The organism is Hyphococcus aureus, assembly GCF_042643165.1.
GTDB lineage: Bacteria > Pseudomonadota > Alphaproteobacteria > Caulobacterales > Parvularculaceae > Hyphococcus > Hyphococcus aureus.
On sequence record NZ_JBHRSH010000002.1, the window covers coordinates 440,219 to 454,769 of the forward strand.

Here is a 14,551-nt window from a genome sequence, read left to right on the forward strand (position 1 = left end):
GGGAACGGCTCCTATTTGCACACATCTAGAGTGTAACCGCACTCGGCGGGGATAAGAAGAAAAAGCTTGGTTCCGGGGGCCTTGAAGACCCTTGTGCGATGCAGCATGTATGGCGTCCAAGAGATCAAGGCAAGCTAAAGGAGCAATACCATGACTTCACCGCTAAACGCCGTCATTACTGGCTCCACCTCCGGCATCGGACTTGGCGTCGCGACCGCGTTCGCCGCCGAGGGCTGGAATATCATGCTCAACGGATTTGGCGACGCCGGCGAGATCGAGGGGGTCCGCGCCGGACTTGAAGACCGATATGGCGTCAAGGTTCTCTATAACGGCGCGGATATGACCAAGCCGGAGGAAATCCACGCCCTGATGGCTGAGGCGGAGACAGCCTTCGGGCAAGTTGATGTTCTTGTGAACAATGCCGGCATCCAGCATGTCTCGCCGCTGGAGGATTTCCCCGAAGCAAAATGGGACGCGATCATCGCGATCAACCTGTCTTCCGCGTTTCACACGACAAAAGCCGTCTTCGCCGGCATGAAAGAGCGAAAGTTCGGTCGCATCATCAATATCGCCTCCGCCCATGGGCTAGTCGCCTCGCCTTTCAAATCGGCTTATGTGGCCGCAAAACACGGCATTGTCGGCTTTACAAAAACCATCGCGCTGGAAGGCGCCGAACATGGCGTCACCTGCAACGCGATCTGTCCTGGCTATGTGAAAACCCCACTCGTTGAAAAACAAATTCCCGATACGGCGAAAGCGCGCGGCATGACCGAGGAAGAAGTCGTGCAGAAAGTCATTCTCGACGCTCAGCCGACTAAACAATTTGTCACTGTCGAACAGATCGGCGCGCTTGCCGTGTTCCTGTGTTCTGACAACGCGGCGCAGATCACCGGCGCCACACAACAGATCGACGGCGGCTGGGTCGCCCATTAATGACAGCGAAAAAAGGCATCAACCTCGCCTTTCAGGGCGGCGGCGCACATGGCGCCGTCACCTGGGGCGTCGCCGATCGCCTGCTTGAAGACGATCGCATCACCATTGATGCAATTTCGGGATCAAGCGCCGGCGCGGTGAACGCCGCCGCTGTCGCCTATGGCCTGCACAAGAATGGCGCAAAAGGCGCGCGCGATACGCTTGATCTGCTATGGAAACGCATTAGCGCCGCAGGGGAAGTCTACAGTCCGATGACGTCGGGACCGCTCCCCTTGCCGACCGGCGCGGCCAGTTTCGCCAGCGCCCTCACCTATCAGTTCTTTGACGCGGTGACCCGCACCTTTTCGCCCTACCAGTTCAATCCGTTTGATGTGAATCCCCTGAGGCGCATCCTCGATAGCTGCATCGACTTTGACAGTCTTAAAACTTGCAAGGCGACGAAGTTGTTTATCGCCGCCACCAATGTTCGCTCCGGAAAAGTTCATGTTTTCGAGACAAAAGACATGTCGACCGACGTCGTGTGCGCCTCGGCCTGCCTTCCCTTCATTTACAAGGCCGTTGAGATTGACGGAGAAGATTACTGGGATGGCGGCTATATGGGAAACCCCGTCCTGTTTCCGTTTTTCTATGAGGCGGTCACGTCTGACGTTGTTATCGTGCATGTGAATCCTATTGAACGCGACGAAGTCCCCATGACCGCGGCTGAGATTATGAACAGAGTGAACGAGATAAGCTTCAACTCTTCGCTGTTACGCGAATTACGCGCGATCAATTTCGTGCATAAACTTCTCGATGACGGCTGGATCAAGGACGAATATCGCGACCGGTTGCGCAATATCCGCATTCATTCGATCCGCTCCGACCGCGCCCTTGAAGACTTTGACGTGTCCAGCAAGTTCCGCACGGACTGGAGCTTTCTCTCTGAGCTGAAAGAAAAAGGGCGCCAGATCGCTGATGCATGGCTGGCGGAAAATTTCGACTATCTGGGCAATAAATCCTCGGTCAATCTGGCGGAAATGTTCTCGACGGGTGAACGCCCCAACACGAATGAAAAATCCGCCGTCTAACGAAAAAGTTCCGTTTCGATCACCTTAAATTCTTTTCATGACAGCCAAGTCATGACGTGAACGTCATGACCAAGGCTTAACTAACATCCGCCGCAAACAATATTAATTACTCCTTGCACGGCGCAATAAGATGCGTCGAACCTAAACCTACAAAGGAGGCAATTATGTTACGCATGCTTATTCTTGGCGCATCCGCTTTTGCACTTGCGCCGTTGGCGGCGAACGCCCAGCAAACAATGACGCCGGAAACTGAAGGGTCGGTGAACATTGAAGCGGGAGCCACCATCATCGACGCGAGCCAGGTTGTGACGCGCGACGAAGCCAAGCTCTACGCCGAGTCAGAATTCCTTCAAGCCGATCAAAATGATGACGGCACTGTCGACCAGTCGGAATTCCTCGCTTACGCCGCCGCGCGCGCGCCGATAAACGACCCCGCGCTAAGCATTCCGGACGAAGCTATCGACACGGAAGGCGCAACCCCGCCAGAAACGGCCGGCATGGAAGCAAAAGCTGAAACAGCGACAACCGCAGAAGAACAGTTTGCGGAAATCAGCAAAGGCGATGAAGCCATCTCCCATGATGAATTAGTGGAAGCGCGCGTCGCACAGTTCGACGAAGCTGACCAGAATGACGATGAAGCACTTGATGAAACCGAACGCCAGCAATTCGCCGCCTTGGCTAAAGTCAAAGCGCCCGGCAGCACCCTCTAAGACACACCGCGCTCTCTCAAATAACCCCGCGGCTGCGCCCCGGCTGCGGGGTTGTTCTCAGCGCTTCTCGAAAAGTTGAGGATGCTGTTCTTTTATGCGTTGCGCCGCCCACTGCGCGCCGGCAGTGGATATATGGCTTGTGTCCAGATAAAGCAGATCGCCCTTGTCATCGAAAATCGGACATGGCCGCTCTCCGCATAAAAGCTTGTACATGTTGACGATCGTGACCTCGCCCTGGAATTGATCTTCCATCGCGTTCGCCCAGATCTGGTGACTGACAAGCTCCGCTTTGGCGGCCCGTCTTTCCGCGGCGGCTTTACTGACGGATGTCGTCACGATCTTCGGAATCCTCTCCTTGAAGGTCGGCCGGTAAGTCAGGACGACTGGGTCGAGATCGTGCTGGGACGACCAACTGGCGAGTTCATCGATAAGGTCGCTGCTTTTTTCTTTCCAGTTGCTGGCGAAAATTACCCCGTCAAAGCCGTTCCGCCGCGCCAGCGCATAAGCTTTACGGTACAGGTCGGCGCACCAGCTCCATTTCTTATTATATTTCATACTATCCGGGCCGCCGAGCACGCATCCCGGCAAGGTAAGCTGACCAAAATAAACATCCGGATAGGCTTGCGGAAGAATAAGATAGGCGTCCGAACCGTAGCTGTCTCCGATGATCATATACGCCGCACGATCGCCGGGCGGCGTTGCGCAAATTTTCTCGTCAAATGTCCGGGCGCCTTTAGCGTCTGTAATATTGCATACACCCATCCGCAATTTGTCTTGCCTGTTGTCCCATTCATTTTTCATGGAAGCATATTTTTTGAACGCCGGGTTGGTGCGCCCGGGCAGTCCATCCAGCGCCCACAGATGCGCGCCGGCGAACATCACTGCAACTAGAAGAAACGCCGTCGCAACCAAAGAGCGGTCACGCGCCTTTTGGGTTTTTTCCGCCGTAAAGCGAAATGGCTTTTCTACAAAACTGTACAATGCGGCGCCCAAGCCCACGGAAAACAGAATCGCAATGACGCCCTCTGTTGCTGAAAGCTCAAAATCCGTCGCGAGCGGCCACATGACCATCAACGGCCAGTGAACGAGATAGATCGAATAGGACCGCTTGCCGAGCCATCGCATGGGCGGGGACGCGAAAACTGTCTTGATGACTTTCGCTTCCGATGACCAAATGAAGAGAGCCGCCGCAATTGCGGGCAAAACAGCGTTCAGCAAATAAGGTCCGCTATCGCCTGACGCCAGATTGCCGGAGACGATCAGCAGCAAAATAGCGGCGATCCCCGTGTAAGACTGCGTACGCCCGGTCTTCAGCTGCAGCATCAAAGCGATCAATCCGCCAAGCGCAAACTGATGAATACGAAAAGGCATCAGAAAGAATACAGCGCCCGGATTTTTCCCGCTGCCATAGAGCGCCGCGATTAACGAGACTGCGCCCAGCCCCGCCAAGCCGATAGCGATTGCTTTTCGTCCGCCCGCTTTCGCCAGCAGAAAAACAAGCGCGGGCCAGACAAGATAGAATTGCTCTTCGACCCCAAGCGACCAGGTGTGCAGCAATGGCTTCGAAGACGACGCCTGATCGAAATAACCGGACTCCAGCCAGAAGAAGAAATTGGAGCCGGAAACCGCGGCGTAACTTCCCGTCCGGCCGAGCCGCGCCAGATCCTCCGGCGACAAGATAAAATAACCGACTGTCAACGTCGCTATAACCGTCGCCAGCAGCGCAGGCGTCAGGCGAGCGATCCGGCGCAAATAGAACCGGCCGAAAGACCAGTGATCGCGCTCAATGTCCCGGGCAATCATGCCCGTGATGAGAAATCCGGAAATGACGAAAAAAACGTCAACCCCGACAAATCCGCCTTTGGCGAAGCTGAAACCCGCATGGAAAAACAGGACGAGCAGCACCGCAATGGCGCGCAATCCATCTATCGCTTCAAAATACCTGCTTTTCGCCATTCCCCGCCACGCGATTGCTGACCGGGGCGGATGAAAGCGTGATTGCAGGAAAACTGCAATCACGCCATATTTTACGGCGATCCTAGAACTCTCCGCGCAGGGTGAGTTTCAGATTGCGGCCGGGGAGCGGGGCTACGTCCTTGAGGAAAGATGTGTGCAGGCGCGCCTCCTCATTGGTGACATTGTCGGCTCGAAGCTGCACCGACAGGCCGTGATCTTCACCGCCAGGCCGCCAGGTCGCGGCGAGATTGACCAGCGTATAGCCATCCGTCGGCAGTTCATAATCGGCGATGCGGTCCTGCTCCGCCGCTATCTCAACCTCGCCTCGCAGATCGAAATGGGACGATGTCGCCTCAAGGCCAAGGATTGTCCGCAAAGGTGGAATACGCGGCACATCGCCAGTGTCCTTGAACTTCGCCCGCACATAATCGATCTGCGCACGCGCCAACACATCGAATCCGGCTGCGGAAAAGAGATCCGCATCCGCCTGCGCTTCAAAGCCTTTGAAGACAGCATCATGCGCCACAAACTCAAACACCGGCAGTCCATCAACATCGTCGCCATTCGGAATGAGCGCTACGAAATCCTTGTAGTCGGTGTAGAAGCCGTTGACCGTAAAGCCGAGCCGGCCATATTCGCCGTGAAGGGTTGTCTCAACCCCGCGGGAGGTTTCTTTCCCGAGCGTAGGATCGCCCAACTCATAGGCGTTAGTCGCAAGGTGGGCGCCGTCGGAGAAGAGTTCCTCCGGCGCTGGCGCGCGTTGTGTCCGTAACAGATTCACGCCGAGGAAAAGATTGTCCGTCGGTTCGACGCCGGCGCCAGCCGACACGCTGTAGGCGTCGAATGACCGGCTGAGCCCGACGCTTTCCGCTTCAATATCTGTATGCTCATAGCGGCCCGCGACCTGGGCGTGCCAGTTGCCGGTCTCATATTCGCGCACGGTGAAGACGCCGAATTGGTCGGTGATGTTCGGCGGCGTGAAGGCTTCATCGCCAATCGCTTCGAAATTGCGATGCTTGTACTGGAAGCCTGAGGCGCCGCGGAAATTGCCGAATTCCTTTTCCAGAAACTCAATGCGCCCTTCATAACCCGTGTTATTGAACGTGGTGCCGATGTCCGCGCCTTCCAGCTCCTGATGAGTATAGTCCGCATAGCCGAAACGGATCTTTGTCGTATCGATAAACAGGAACGGTTTGTTGAGCTCGCCCATGAGGTCGTAGCGTTCCTGCTCGAGATCAATACTGACCGACTCTTCGCCTTCCTCTTCGTGATCGTGGTCTTCGCCTTCTTCCTCTTCATGATGGTGATGGCCGGGCACTCCATAGAGTGAACGCGAAATTTTCGCCGAAACGCCAATAAAGCCGTCTGGGAAAATCAGCGAGCCGCCAACCGCGCCGCCTTTCGCCGTGATGGCTGTGTTAGGCACCGCGCCAAAGGCTTCTTCCTCCCCTTCGTGATCTTCTTCACCTTCGTGATCTTCTTCCGCTTCTTCGGCGGCGCGCAAACGCTCCGATTCAGCAAAGCCGGGAATCTCGTAATCATCAGCGTCGCGGTAATATCCCTCGCCGTGAAAGACGAAGCTCGTATCGCCGAACTTGCCCACAAGCGCATCGAACCCGCCTGCCGCCTCAACAGCATCATTCACGGAAGACAGGCTTGTGCGCAGGGCGCCGTCGACCCCGCCTTCAGGCACATTGTCGGGGATGCGTCCGTCAAAAACATTGACGACGCCGCCCGCTGCAGAGCTCCCGTAATAGAGCGTCGCCGCGCCGCGTACGATTTCGATGCGTTCCGCTGTAGCAGGCTCTACCGCGACGGCGTGGTCGTCACTCACGGAGGAGGCGTCGATGGAGCCGATGCCCGCATCGAGAACGCTGATCCGATCGCCGCCAAGACCGCGAATGATCGGACGGCTCGCCGCCGGACCAAAGAAGGTTGACGACACGCCCGGCTCCCGGCGCAGGAGTTCGCCAATGGAAGCTTCGCCGCGCGAGGCAAGCTCCTCCTTGGTCAGAACGTCGGCGGCGATAATCGATTCATGTTCGGGGTGAGCGATGGGGGTGCCGGTGACGATGATCTCATCATCAGCATGTTCATGACTTTCCCCTTGCGCATACGCAAATTGCGGAGCGCACAGCCCCAGCGCCGCAGCGCCGGACAACAGCAGTTTCTTTTTCACGAGTGAATTCCTTCAAGCTTATACGCCTCACGCTTTCAAACGCGGGGCCTGACAATCAACGCAACAATTTCGGATTGTCTAAAAGCTCGGAGGACCACGGGGTTTCGCCGCGCGAACAGCGATGGCCGCACGTTCGGTTTGCGCCACCTGGGCGCCAGCACACCAGACGGCGGCGATTACGACCAGCGCAAAGGCTGCATTGGCGATGGCTTTGTCCACGCCTGGCGCGGCAAGCGAGAGAACGCAGACCTGTCCATCATGTTTATGTGGACCGTCGCCATATTTCGTAGCATGGGCTGAAATGATGATCTGAGAGGCAAGCAAAGCGATGACGGCGGCTATCAGCGCCGCGCCCGCCCGTGAGCGACAGAATTTCAAAAATCCCGCTTGCATTCAGTCCTCAGCACTGCCGGGATTAGCCTCCCGGCGGATGTAACTCTATCACATACCACAGGGGCTGACCAGTCGGGTTTAAGTGCGTCCATAAATCACCCAATAGACGCCAGCGACGCCGCCTGCGCCGCCGACGATATTTCCAAGCGTCACAGGAATAAGATTTGCGGCGGCGCTCAAAACGCCGCCCTCAGCGCCAGCCAGCAACCCGACTGGAATAAGGTAAAAATTTGCAATCGAATGCTCAAAGCCGAGCGCAACGAATGCGGTTATCGGAAACACAATGGCGAGGATCTTGTCAGTGACACTGCGCGCGGCAAAACTGAGCCAAACCGCCAGACAGACCAATGCGTTGCACAGAGCCCCGCGCAAGAACGCTTCAACCGGAGGCAAGGCAAGCTTTGCCTCAGTGAGCCGAATGGCGGTCGCGTCAGATGCGCCGAGATCGAGAACTCCGCTCCAATAGACTGCGAAAGCAAGCGCAAGTCCGCCGATAGCGTTGCCCACATAGGAGACGCCCCAGTTACGCAACAACGCCGCCGTGGAGATGCGTTTGTCCGCCCAGGCCATGACGATCAGATTGTTGCCGGTGAAAAGCTCGGCCCCGCCGACGACGACAAGCACCAGTCCTAAAGAGAACGCCATCCCCCCAAGCAACCGCGACAGTCCATAGCCGACCCCGTCATTGGTTACGACAACGGTGTAAAATGCTGCGCCGAAACCGATGAACACGCCGGCAAGCACGGAAAGCATGAACAACTTCAGCAATGGGTGCTTCGCTTTGGCGACGCCTACAGCTTCGATGCGGGTGGCGATCTCCGCCGGTGCGTAGGCGTCAACGCCAGTGACGTTCATGGCCGCAGGCTCCTCGGGGCCGCTGCTCAACTGTCGTCTTCCATAGTCGAAGCGCCCTCGCTGTCATCCTCTTCAGCCGGGATGGCGTAGCTTCCCGACAGCCAGCGATGGAGATCCACATCTGCGCAGCGCTTGGAGCAAAATGGGACATAGTCCTGCGCAGGGGGCGCATTACAGATCGGGCAAGGCGGCGACGCGCGCCCGCCATTATCATTGCTCGGTGACGTCAAAATTCCGGTCTCCGCTTTTGTCTTCTGTGACGATGTCAAAACGCGGCCCATAGCACTGCGTCAACCGTCCGCGCCAATTTTCGTTTTCGCCCAGATATTCCACAATCGCAGCGCCGGCGCAAAGCCGGAAGCGCACGGCCGGCTCTGAGCGCAAGCGCCGTTCCAGGGCGGCGAGCGCCATTTTCGACGCCGCCTCAATTGTGAAACGCCGCCCGGGAACCGGCGCCGCCGCATCTTCTTGCGTAAACCGGTCAAGCAGGGAAAGCGCATGATGAGGCGCCGTGAAGCTGTATAATCCGGAGCGCGAAAAGCTCGCCGCGCCAGCGCCGTCGAGGCTCGCCATGACTTTGCGCAAATGCGCCTGAAATCGTTTGCGACCCGCCTCACCCGGAATATCCGGAAAATCGATAACAATGTGCCCGCCAATATTGCGCATGGAAATCTGGCGCATGGCCTCCTCGGCCGCAGCGAACGCAATTTTCTCGCGCAGCCGCGCCGGTGACGAAGCCGTGAGCCCGCCAGTGTCGACGTCTATGGCCGTCAGCGCCTGCGCCTCGTCGATCATCAGGCATCCCCCACCCGTCAGCGGAACAACGCGCTCAAACGCTGCGTCGAATTCCTGATCGGCGCCGTATTGCTCAAACAGCGAAACCGGATGACTTTCATGGGACGCGTTCTCGAAACCCGCCATGTGCAACATGCGCAAAGCGGGGCCGTCATCCACCAATATCTCGTCGGCGCCTTCGCCCATCGATTGGACAGCTTCAAGCGCCGCATCCGTAAGGGGCGCCAAGCGACCGGGCGCTCCCTCCGTCAGCGGGCCGATAAACCGCAAGGCGGCGCCTTTTGACTGGCGCGGCGGCGCCTTGATCTCGACTTCGATCAGCGCGCCATCGATACAATGGGATTCATTGCTTTTTTTGAGCGGCAGAAAAGCGTCGCGCCCGTCTCCAAGATCCACAAACGCAGCGGCAAGCGCCTTATCCGTTTTCTTGATGCGCCCCGCGAAACGCCGCCCTGCGCGGGGAAATGTATCGGACATTTCATCGCCGCGCGCCGGGCCGAACCAGAACTTCCAGACTTGCCCGTTCATCAGCAATGCGGCGCGTGTCTGCGCAACGCCGCATTCGATAACCAGATGCTTCACGAGTTGCGCCATCCGGCGCCCACCAGAAGGTTTGCTGTTTCATAAACCGGCAGGCCCACCACATTCGGGTGCGAGCCGATAATCGAAATGATATGCTTTGCGAACAAGCCCTGAATAGCGTACCCGCCCGCCTTGCCGTTCCATTCGCCGCTGGCGATATATTCTTCAATCGCTGCGTCATCGAGACGGCGCACCTTAACCCGGGTTTCCACAACACGGGCTGTCATGTCGCCACCGGGTTTCGCCAACGCCACGCCGGAAAAAACCCGGTGCGCGCCGCCAGACAAAAGCGCGAGGCAATCACGCGCGGTTTTTTCGTCTTCGGCCTTCGGCAGAATGCGCCGCCCGCAGCCGACGACAGTGTCGGAGCCGAGCACAAACGCGTCAGGGCGCTGCTTTGCAATCGCCTCGGCCTTTCCCCTGGCGAGACGCAAGGCAAGATCGCGCGGCAGCTCGCCCTTGAGCTCCGTCTCGTCAATGTCAGCGGGAATGATGTCGTCGGGTTTTATCCCGATCATCTCAAGCAGGGCTTTACGCCGCGGGCTCGAACTCGCAAGGATCAGCGGCGCGCCTGCGGTCACAAGACTTACTTGAAGCGGTAGGTGATACGGCCCTTGGTCAGGTCGTATGGCGTCATTTCAATGAGCACCTTGTCGCCGGCGAGCACACGAATGCGGTTCTTGCGCATCTTGCCTGCCGTATGGGCGATGATTTCGTGATCGTTCTCGAGCTTTACCCGGAAGGTCGCATTAGGAAGGAGCTCTTCCACGGTCCCTTCAAACTCGAGTAGTTCTTCTTTCGCCATTCGCTCCTCAACCAACAACTCATTCCGGAATCACGCCAAAGCGCCCCGGCAGCGGCGGGAACATGGTCGGCTGTGGGCTGAAAATCAAGGCTTTTTGTAGATTTCGGGAAATCGACGGGCGAGCTTGACGCGCAATTCGTCCCGAACCCGGCCATAGGCGGCGACAATGGCGTCGCGCCCGCCCCGCTCCTCCGAGGGGTTCTCGATATCCCAGAATTCAATGGCCGCGCGCGGCAGAAGCTTGCGCGCCTCGACGGCCGCTTCCGGGGTCAGGGCCACGACGACGTCAAAGGCGGTGAGGTCCACTTCGCTCAGGGTTTTGGGCTCATGACCGCCCATGGCGACGCCGAGCTGCTCCATGACGATCTCCACAAAGGGATCGAGGCCGCCCTCATAGACGCCGGCGGAATCGACATTGAGCTGATCGCCCGCGTCGAGCCGCAATAACGCGGCCGCCATCGGCGAGCGCACTGAGTTCATATTGCAGGCAAAGAGCACTGATTTCGTCATCTCTCCCCTCTCCGCCTAGCGCATATGGAAACTGCAGATCAGGGTGAACAGTCTTCGCCCTGTATTATCGTCGACTTCAATTTTATCCTTCAACCGGTCGGTCAAGATTTCTGCGCCTTCATTATGCATGGCGCGACGCGCCATATCGATGGTTTCAATCTGCGCGGGCGCCGCATTGCGGATCGCGTCGTAATAACTCTCACACAACATGAAGTAGTCTTTGATGATCTTGCGGAACGGCGTCATGGACAAATGAATCTGTCCCAACGCCTCCCCGCCTTCGCGGCGCACATCAAAGACCAGCCGCCGTTCAACATTCGACAGATATAACTCGAATGGTCCGCCTTCAACGCTGACAGGACGGAAATAATTTTCCTCCAGCAAATCGTAAATCGCGACTTTACGTTCATGCTCGATATCGGCGGTGGCAGGCGCAAGGGAACGCTCGTCAAGCTCAATCTTGACGATATGAAACTTTTCCCCGCAGTTCTCCGCTCCGGCCATGTCTCTCCCGAATCGTTGCCCCCCTTCTTAGCCGTCGAAGCGGGCGCCGTCACGTAGGCCATTTTGCCGTCTCGCCGGGTCTGAGATCACGAGATTAATCGTGGGTTCTTCCATGAACGTGATTTCATCCGGAACAAATCGAATCGCGGCATGTTCCATCTATTCCGACCTCCAAGAAGGGTTACCAATGGACCGCAGATTCGTTTCCGGCGCAGCGGCGCTGTTGAGTATTTCCAGCGCACATGCCGCCGAAGCGCCCGGCGCGATGCCAGACATCGCCGCCGCCATGCTCTACGCCGCCCAGGAGAGCGGCGACGCGGACGAAATCACGGCGGTGGCGAAAGCGGTGAAGGCTGTCTTCCCCGATTATGCAGAGGCCATCGACGCCTCGGCTGAAACCCGCATCGCCGAGATCGCTCCCGCCGAAGAAACCGAAGAGGCTGCGCCGGCGCCGTCAGGCGGCCTCCTCGCCGTCAAACCCTGGGACGGCAAGATCAGCGCGTCGGGACTTCTTTCCACTGGCAATTCAGAAAACGCTGCGGTTGGGATCGCCGTCGACGCCGCGCGCGCAGATGGCGATTTCAAACACAACATCAAAGCTTTTTTCGATCTCGGTGAATCCAACAATGTAACCAACCAGAAACGCTGGGGCGCATCCTACAAGCTCGATTATAATTTTACCGACCACACCTACGCCTATGGCCGCGTCTCCTATGTCGAGGATGACTTCTCCGGATTTGACTATCGCCTGTTCGGCGGCGCAGGTCTCGGCCATTACTTCCTGAAATCGGAAGAATTATCGTGGAAGCTCGAGGGCGGGCCGGGCTATCGATACTCCCCCATCGACGACACCCGCGATATCGAAAAAGAGGTCGCCCTTTACGCGGCCAGCGAATTCGACTGGCTGATCCGCGAAGGGATCAAGTTCGAACAGGATTTCGAGGTCACATGGACCTCGCCGACAACGACCTTCCAGTCCGTCACCGCTCTCACGACGCAACTATGGGGCGATATCTCCACCGGCCTGTCCTTCGAATACCGCTACGAGACAGACCCGCCGCTGGGCCGTGAAAACACCGACACCATCGCCAAGGCGTCGCTGATTTACGGGTTCTAGTTGAGACATGCGCGCTCATGGCTTAAGACGCCGCCATGACCGAAATTGTCGTCGCCGCCTTTTATAAATTCGCCCCCCTGCCCGGTTTCGCCGAGCATCAGCCGGGGCTGTTGGCGTGCGCGGAACAGCAAGGCGTCAGGGGCACGATCCTGCTTGCGGCTGAAGGCGTGAACGGCACGATCGCGGGGCCGCGCGAAGGCGTCGACGCCGTCCTCACCGCCCTCAAAGCGCTACCCGGTTGCGCTGATCTTGAGTGGAAAGAATCCTATACGGATGAAAATCCATTCCTGCGGATGAAAGTGCGCCTGAAGAAAGAAATCGTGACGCTCGGCGTCGGCGATGTGGAAGCCCATAAAAGCCATGAGCGCTATGTGGAGCCGCATGACTGGAACAAGGTAATCTCCGATCCTGACACCATCGTCATCGACACCCGCAACGACTATGAAGTGGGGATTGGCGCGTTTGAAGGCGCGATTGATCCGAAGACGACGTCCTTTCGCGACTTCCCAGCATGGTTCCGCAAGTTCCGCGAGGAACATCAGTTCAAGAAAGTCGCCATGTATTGCACCGGCGGCATTCGCTGCGAAAAATCCGTGGCGTTCCTGCGCTCCGAAGGCGTCGAAGACGTTGTTCATCTTAAAGGCGGCATCCTGAAATATCTCGAAACCGTGCCGGAGGAAGAAAGCCTGTGGCGCGGGGAATGTTTCGTTTTCGATCAGCGCGTTTCCGTTGGCCATGACCTCGCGCCCGGCTCCTATGATCAGTGTTTCGCCTGCCGCCGGCCGATTACCGAAGAAGACAAAGCCTCGCCGCATTATGTCGCCGGAATTTCCTGCCCCCATTGCGCTGATGAATATTCCGAAGAAAAACGCCAGCGTTTTGCCGAACGCCAGAAACAGATTGAGCTCGCCAAGGCGCGCGGCGAACAGCATATCGGCAAGAAGCTCTCCAAAGCCGAATGACGGATACACCGATCCTCTATTCATTCCGGCGCTGCCCCTACGCCATGCGGGCGCGCATGGCGGTTGCCGCAAGCGGCGTTCAGGTGCGCTTGCGTGAAATCCTGTTACGCGACAAGCCGGAGGAAATGCTCGCCGCCTCAGCGAAAGGCACGGTTCCGGTGCTCATTGATGGCCAGACCGTCATCGACGAAAGTCTCGACGTCATGAACTGGGCGCTAAATCAAAACGATCCGGAAAGCTGGCTCGCGCGCAAGGACGATGCGCTCATCGCGGAAAATGACGGGCCGTTCAAACACCATCTCGACCGCTATAAATATTCAACGCGTTATGAAGACGCCGACGCGGAGGAACACCGCGCCGCCGGGTTTGAGTTCTTGCAAAAGCTGGAAACGCGTCTGGTAAACCAAATCTCCATCCTTCGAGACGCGCCTATTCTTCATCCTGAGGGCGGGCGCAGCCCGCGTCTCGAAGGGCGAAGAATAGGCGCTCCTCAGGATGAAGGCGTGCCGTTGGAAAATGTTTACTTGTATGGAAGCGAGCGCGGCTTCTCCGACATCGCCATCTTTCCTTTCGTTCGCCAGTTCCGCATCGCCGACAAGGACTGGTTCGACGCCGCGCCGATCCCCAATGTCCAGCGCTGGCTAAAGCCGCTGATGGACTCGGCGCTGTTCAAATCGGTGATGGAAAAATATCCGTTGTGGAAAGAGACTGGTGAGGAAATGCAGTTTCCTCAAATTTCATGATTCAAAACGTCGAATATATACATTTGCCAACAGGAACTTTGCCGCCCGATTTGCGGGGCAGCGCCTTTAGATGCGTAGTGATCATTCAGGAATCCGTATCTATAGAATGGAGAGATTTGATTAGTAGCTGGTTGGTGTACGGCGGATGTTTATACATGATGGCGTGGGGAAACGACTGCATATTATGGGACGACAGCGTCGACTATGCCAACCTAGAACGGTTTAATTTTCAAGAGATACCAGAAGAACAATTCGTTCTTACGACATGGCATTCGGAGGAAACACTGGATGAAGTTTTTTGGTTTTCAAAAAATTGCGCGCACCACTCTATAATAGAGCTCAAGCGAACAATTTTGATAGACATAAACAAACAAGATAGACGCACGGAAATAGTTACTGCGTACGATGACACTAAATGACTAGTTCTGCACCGTCATCGG

18 protein-coding genes are annotated in these 14,551 nt (G+C 57.1%); 7 read left to right on the forward strand and 11 right to left on the reverse strand.

Annotated elements, in window-relative coordinates; all coding sequences use genetic code 11:
* Positions 1-150: 150 nt before the first annotated feature.
* The 3 genes from ACFOOP_RS15130 (at position 151) to ACFOOP_RS15140 (ending at position 2,710) form a co-directional block, all read left to right on the forward strand.
* Positions 151-933 carry a 3-hydroxybutyrate dehydrogenase gene (locus ACFOOP_RS15130; RefSeq protein WP_379881959.1) on the forward strand — a complete coding sequence of 261 codons (783 nt, stop codon included), beginning with the start codon at positions 151-153 and terminating at the stop codon, positions 931-933.
* On the forward strand, positions 933-2,000 hold the full coding sequence (locus tag ACFOOP_RS15135) for a patatin-like phospholipase family protein (protein WP_379881960.1): 1,068 nt from the start codon (positions 933-935) through the stop codon (positions 1,998-2,000). The genes ACFOOP_RS15130 and ACFOOP_RS15135 overlap by 1 nt, the downstream gene beginning before the upstream one ends.
* A gap of 164 nt (positions 2,001-2,164) precedes the next feature.
* Positions 2,165-2,710, forward strand: a complete 546-nt coding sequence (locus ACFOOP_RS15140) for a hypothetical protein (RefSeq protein WP_379881961.1) — start codon at positions 2,165-2,167, stop codon at positions 2,708-2,710.
* A 57-nt stretch (positions 2,711-2,767) separates the two neighbouring features.
* Here ACFOOP_RS15140 and ACFOOP_RS15145 read toward each other — a convergent pair whose 3' ends face one another.
* The 11 genes from ACFOOP_RS15145 to ACFOOP_RS15195 all read right to left on the reverse strand — a co-directional run bounded on the left by ACFOOP_RS15145 (position 2,768) and on the right by ACFOOP_RS15195 (position 11,448).
* The gene (locus tag ACFOOP_RS15145; RefSeq protein WP_379881962.1) at positions 2,768-4,666 is read right to left on the reverse strand and encodes an acyltransferase family protein; all 1,899 of its coding nucleotides are present in this window, start codon (positions 4,664-4,666) and stop codon (positions 2,768-2,770) included.
* An 82-nt stretch (positions 4,667-4,748) separates the two neighbouring features.
* Positions 4,749-6,845, reverse strand: a complete 2,097-nt coding sequence (locus ACFOOP_RS15150; protein WP_379881963.1) for a TonB-dependent receptor — start codon at positions 6,843-6,845, stop codon at positions 4,749-4,751.
* A gap of 78 nt (positions 6,846-6,923) precedes the next feature.
* The gene (locus ACFOOP_RS15155; RefSeq protein WP_379881964.1) at positions 6,924-7,238 is read right to left on the reverse strand and encodes a hypothetical protein; all 315 of its coding nucleotides are present in this window, start codon (positions 7,236-7,238) and stop codon (positions 6,924-6,926) included.
* 78 nt (positions 7,239-7,316) lie between these two features.
* Positions 7,317-8,093 (reverse strand): formate/nitrite transporter family protein, encoded by a 777-nt coding sequence (locus ACFOOP_RS15160; RefSeq protein WP_379881965.1) that lies wholly within the window; start codon positions 8,091-8,093, stop codon positions 7,317-7,319.
* Between the two features lie 26 nt (positions 8,094-8,119).
* Entirely contained in the window at positions 8,120-8,323 is a 204-nt protein-coding gene (locus ACFOOP_RS15165; RefSeq protein WP_379881966.1) for a DNA gyrase inhibitor YacG, read from the reverse strand.
* On the reverse strand, positions 8,304-9,482 hold the full coding sequence (locus ACFOOP_RS15170; RefSeq protein WP_379881967.1) for a ribonuclease E/G: 1,179 nt from the start codon (positions 9,480-9,482) through the stop codon (positions 8,304-8,306). The genes ACFOOP_RS15165 and ACFOOP_RS15170 overlap by 20 nt, the downstream gene beginning before the upstream one ends.
* On the reverse strand, positions 9,467-10,051 hold the full coding sequence (locus tag ACFOOP_RS15175) for a Maf family protein (RefSeq protein WP_379881968.1): 585 nt from the start codon (positions 10,049-10,051) through the stop codon (positions 9,467-9,469). Before ACFOOP_RS15175 ends, ACFOOP_RS15170 begins: the two co-directional genes overlap by 16 nt.
* 5 nt (positions 10,052-10,056) lie before the next feature.
* A complete protein-coding gene (gene infA / locus ACFOOP_RS15180) occupies positions 10,057-10,275 on the reverse strand; it encodes a translation initiation factor IF-1 (RefSeq protein WP_379881969.1) in 219 nt (72 codons plus the stop codon).
* A gap of 84 nt (positions 10,276-10,359) precedes the next feature.
* On the reverse strand, positions 10,360-10,785 hold the full coding sequence (locus ACFOOP_RS15185) for an arsenate-mycothiol transferase ArsC (RefSeq protein ID WP_379881970.1): 426 nt from the start codon (positions 10,783-10,785) through the stop codon (positions 10,360-10,362).
* Positions 10,786-10,800: 15 nt separating this feature from the next.
* The gene (locus tag ACFOOP_RS15190; protein ID WP_379881971.1) at positions 10,801-11,289 is read right to left on the reverse strand and encodes a UPF0262 family protein; all 489 of its coding nucleotides are present in this window, start codon (positions 11,287-11,289) and stop codon (positions 10,801-10,803) included.
* A 27-nt stretch (positions 11,290-11,316) separates the two neighbouring features.
* Entirely contained in the window at positions 11,317-11,448 is a 132-nt protein-coding gene (locus ACFOOP_RS15195) for a hypothetical protein (protein WP_379881972.1), read from the reverse strand.
* A 28-nt stretch (positions 11,449-11,476) separates the two neighbouring features.
* Between ACFOOP_RS15195 and ACFOOP_RS15200 the strand changes: the two genes are divergently transcribed.
* From ACFOOP_RS15200 to ACFOOP_RS19890, 4 genes are read left to right on the forward strand one after another with little or no spacing between them, the layout of a single operon-like run.
* Entirely contained in the window at positions 11,477-12,406 is a 930-nt protein-coding gene (locus ACFOOP_RS15200) for a DUF481 domain-containing protein (RefSeq protein ID WP_379881974.1), read from the forward strand.
* Between the two features lie 35 nt (positions 12,407-12,441).
* Positions 12,442-13,368, forward strand: coding sequence for an oxygen-dependent tRNA uridine(34) hydroxylase TrhO (gene trhO / locus ACFOOP_RS15205; protein ID WP_379881976.1), 927 nt, complete (start codon positions 12,442-12,444; stop codon positions 13,366-13,368).
* Entirely contained in the window at positions 13,365-14,111 is a 747-nt protein-coding gene (locus ACFOOP_RS15210) for a glutathione S-transferase (protein WP_379881977.1), read from the forward strand. The genes trhO and ACFOOP_RS15210 overlap by 4 nt, the downstream gene beginning before the upstream one ends.
* Complete coding sequence (locus ACFOOP_RS19890) at positions 14,108-14,530, forward strand: DUF7684 family protein (protein ID WP_434056911.1); 423 nt, start codon at positions 14,108-14,110, stop codon at positions 14,528-14,530. The genes ACFOOP_RS15210 and ACFOOP_RS19890 overlap by 4 nt, the downstream gene beginning before the upstream one ends.
* Positions 14,531-14,551: the final 21 nt, after the last annotated feature.

Bases quoted from the DNA above. Each gene is read 5' to 3' on its own strand.
- ACFOOP_RS15145 (WP_379881962.1), bottom strand. From the start codon at position 4,666: ATGGCGAAAAGCAGGTATTTTGAAGCGATAGATGGATTGCGCGCCATT.
- ACFOOP_RS15155 (WP_379881964.1), bottom strand. From the start codon at position 7,238: ATGCAAGCGGGATTTTTGAAATTCTGTCGCTCACGGGCGGGCGCGGCG.
- ACFOOP_RS15190 (WP_379881971.1), bottom strand. From the start codon at position 11,289: ATGGCCGGAGCGGAGAACTGCGGGGAAAAGTTTCATATCGTCAAGATT.
- trhO (WP_379881976.1), top strand. From the start codon at position 12,442: ATGACCGAAATTGTCGTCGCCGCCTTTTATAAATTCGCCCCCCTGCCC.
- ACFOOP_RS15210 (WP_379881977.1), top strand. From the start codon at position 13,365: ATGACGGATACACCGATCCTCTATTCATTCCGGCGCTGCCCCTACGCC.
- ACFOOP_RS15170 (WP_379881967.1), bottom strand. From the start codon at position 9,482: ATGGCGCAACTCGTGAAGCATCTGGTTATCGAATGCGGCGTTGCGCAG.
- ACFOOP_RS15200 (WP_379881974.1), top strand. From the start codon at position 11,477: ATGGACCGCAGATTCGTTTCCGGCGCAGCGGCGCTGTTGAGTATTTCC.
- ACFOOP_RS19890 (WP_434056911.1), top strand. From the start codon at position 14,108: ATGATTCAAAACGTCGAATATATACATTTGCCAACAGGAACTTTGCCG.
- ACFOOP_RS15135 (WP_379881960.1), top strand. From the start codon at position 933: ATGACAGCGAAAAAAGGCATCAACCTCGCCTTTCAGGGCGGCGGCGCA.
- ACFOOP_RS15140 (WP_379881961.1), top strand. From the start codon at position 2,165: ATGTTACGCATGCTTATTCTTGGCGCATCCGCTTTTGCACTTGCGCCG.
- ACFOOP_RS15160 (WP_379881965.1), bottom strand. From the start codon at position 8,093: ATGAACGTCACTGGCGTTGACGCCTACGCACCGGCGGAGATCGCCACC.
- infA (WP_379881969.1), bottom strand. From the start codon at position 10,275: ATGGCGAAAGAAGAACTACTCGAGTTTGAAGGGACCGTGGAAGAGCTC.
- ACFOOP_RS15185 (WP_379881970.1), bottom strand. From the start codon at position 10,785: ATGACGAAATCAGTGCTCTTTGCCTGCAATATGAACTCAGTGCGCTCG.
- ACFOOP_RS15130 (WP_379881959.1), top strand. From the start codon at position 151: ATGACTTCACCGCTAAACGCCGTCATTACTGGCTCCACCTCCGGCATC.
- ACFOOP_RS15195 (WP_379881972.1), bottom strand. From the start codon at position 11,448: ATGGAACATGCCGCGATTCGATTTGTTCCGGATGAAATCACGTTCATG.